The sequence below is a fragment of the Streptomyces sp. NPDC043685 genome (genome assembly GCF_056436585.1).
This window is the reverse complement of record NZ_JBWKCH010000021.1, coordinates 1-3,229: the sequence shown is the minus strand read 5'-3', so window position 1 is coordinate 3,229 and position 3,229 is coordinate 1. Positions and strand designations below refer to the sequence as shown.

The 3,229-nt window shown below is 56.8% G+C and carries 1 rRNA gene; it reads right to left on the bottom strand.

The features are described 5' to 3' along the window. Positions 1–50: 50 nt before the first annotated feature. Positions 51–3,171 (bottom strand): 23S ribosomal RNA (locus AC0665_RS37550). Positions 3,172–3,229 lie beyond the last annotated feature (58 nt).

Here is a 3,229-nt window from a genome sequence, read left to right as displayed (position 1 = left end):
ACGTGGGGCTGTTCGTGGTTTCAGAACCAACACAGTGGACGCGAGCAACTGAGGACAAGCCCTCGGCCTATTAGTACCGGTCAACTCCACACGTTACCGTGCTTCCATATCCGGCCTATCAACCCAGTCGTCTACTGGGAGCCTTACCCTCTCAAGGAGGTGGGAATACTCATCTCGAAGCAGGCTTCCCGCTTAGATGCTTTCAGCGGTTATCCCTCCCGAACGTAGCCAACCAGCCATGCCCTTGGCAGAACAACTGGCACACCAGAGGTTCGTCCGTCCCGGTCCTCTCGTACTAGGGACAGCCCTTCTCAATATTCCTACGCGCACAGCGGATAGGGACCGAACTGTCTCACGACGTTCTAAACCCAGCTCGCGTACCGCTTTAATGGGCGAACAGCCCAACCCTTGGGACCGACTCCAGCCCCAGGATGCGACGAGCCGACATCGAGGTGCCAAACCATCCCGTCGATATGGACTCTTGGGGAAGATCAGCCTGTTATCCCCGGGGTACCTTTTATCCGTTGAGCGACGGCGCTTCCACAAGCCACCGCCGGATCACTAGTCCCGACTTTCGTCCCTGCTCGACCCGTCGGTCTCACAGTCAAGCTCCCTTGTGCACTTACACTCAACACCTGATTGCCAACCAGGCTGAGGGAACCTTTGGGCGCCTCCGTTACTCTTTAGGAGGCAACCGCCCCAGTTAAACTACCCATCAGACACTGTCCCTGATCCGGATCACGGACCCAGGTTAGACATCCAGCACGACCAGACTGGTATTTCAACGACGACTCCCCCTGAACTGGCGTCCAGAGTTCACAGTCTCCCAGCTATCCTACACAAGCCGAACCGAACACCAATATCAAACTGTAGTAAAGGTCCCGGGGTCTTTCCGTCCTGCTGCGCGAAACGAGCATCTTTACTCGTAGTGCAATTTCACCGGGCCTATGGTTGAGACAGTCGAGAAGTCGTTACGCCATTCGTGCAGGTCGGAACTTACCCGACAAGGAATTTCGCTACCTTAGGATGGTTATAGTTACCACCGCCGTTTACTGGCGCTTAAGTTCTCAGCTTCGCCCCACCGAAATGGAGCTAACCGGTCCCCTTAACGTTCCAGCACCGGGCAGGCGTCAGTCCGTATACATCGCCTTACGGCTTCGCACGGACCTGTGTTTTTAGTAAACAGTCGCTTCTCGCTGGTCTCTGCGGCCACCCCCAGCTCAGGGCGTAAAGCCCATCACCGAGTGTGGCCCCCCTTCTCCCGAAGTTACGGGGGCATTTTGCCGAGTTCCTTAACCATAGTTCACCCGAACGCCTCGGTATTCTCTACCTGACCACCTGAGTCGGTTTAGGGTACGGGCCGCCATGAAACTCGCTAGAGGCTTTTCTCGACAGCATAGGATCATCCACTTCACCACAATCGGCTCGGCATCAGGTCTCAGCCTTATGTGATCCGGATTTGCCTAGATCACGGCCTACACCCTTACCCCGGGACAACCACCGCCCGGGATGGACTACCTTCCTGCGTCACCCCATCACTCACCTACTAACCGCTTGGTTCGGCGGCTCCACCACTCCCCTCAACTCCGAAGAGATCAGGGCGGCTTCACGGCCTTAGCATCACGATGCTCGATGTTTGACGCTTCACAGCGGGTACCGGAATATCAACCGGTTATCCATCGACTACGCCTGTCGGCCTCGCCTTAGGTCCCGACTTACCCTGGGCAGATCAGCTTGACCCAGGAACCCTTAGTCAATCGGCGCAAACGTTTCTCACGTTTGTATCGCTACTCATGCCTGCATTCTCACTCGTGAACCGTCCACAACTCGCTTCCGCGGCTGCTTCACCCGGCACACGACGCTCCCCTACCCATCCACACAGGCGTTGGCCCTATTGTGTGAATGACACGACTTCGGCGGTACGCTTGAGCCCCGCTACATTGTCGGCGCGGAATCACTAGACCAGTGAGCTATTACGCACTCTTTCAAGGGTGGCTGCTTCTAAGCCAACCTCCTGGTTGTCTCTGCGACTCCACATCCTTTCCCACTTAGCGTACGCTTAGGGGCCTTAGTCGATGCTCTGGGCTGTTTCCCTCTCGACCATGGAGCTTATCCCCCACAGTCTCACTGCCGCGCTCTCACTTACCGGCATTCGGAGTTTGGCTAAGGTCAGTAACCCGGTAGGGCCCATCGCCTATCCAGTGCTCTACCTCCGGCAAGAAACACACGACGCTGCACCTAAATGCATTTCGGGGAGAACCAGCTATCACGGAGTTTGATTGGCCTTTCACCCCTAACCACAGGTCATCCCCCAGGTTTTCAACCCTGGTGGGTTCGGTCCTCCACGAAGTCTTACCTCCGCTTCAACCTGCCCATGGCTAGATCACTCCGCTTCGGGTCTTGAGCGTGCTACTGAAACGCCCTATTCGGACTCGCTTTCGCTACGGCTTCCCCACACGGGTTAACCTCGCAACACACCGCAAACTCGCAGGCTCATTCTTCAAAAGGCACGCAGTCACGAGATACGTGCAAGCACGTATCCGACGCTCCCACGGCTTGTAGGCACACGGTTTCAGGTACTATTTCACTCCGCTCCCGCGGTACTTTTCACCATTCCCTCACGGTACTATCCGCTATCGGTCACCAGGGAATATTTAGGCTTAGCGGGTGGTCCCGCCAGATTCACACGGGATTTCTCGGGCCCCGTGCTACTTGGGTGTCTCTCAAACGAGCCGCTGATGTTTCGACTACGGGGGTCTTACCCTCTACGCCGGACCTTTCGCATGTCCTTCGCCTACATCAACGGTTTCTGACTCGTCTCACGGCCGGCAGACCGTAAAAGAGAGATCCCACAACCCCGCATACGCAACCCCTGCCGGGTCTCACACGTATACGGTTTGGCCTCATCCGGTTTCGCTCGCCACTACTCCCGGAATCACGGTTGTTTTCTCTTCCTGCGGGTACTGAGATGTTTCACTTCCCCGCGTTCCCTCCACACTGCCTATGTGTTCAGCAGCGGGTGACAGCCCATGACGACTGCCGGGTTTCCCCATTCGGAAACCCCCGGATCAAAGCCTGGTTGACGACTCCCCGGGGACTATCGTGGCCTCCCACGTCCTTCATCGGTTCCTGGTGCCAAGGCATCCACCGTGCGCCCTTAAAAACTTGGCCACAGATGCTCGCGTCCACTGTGCAGTTCTCAAACAACGACCAGCCACCCATCACCCCG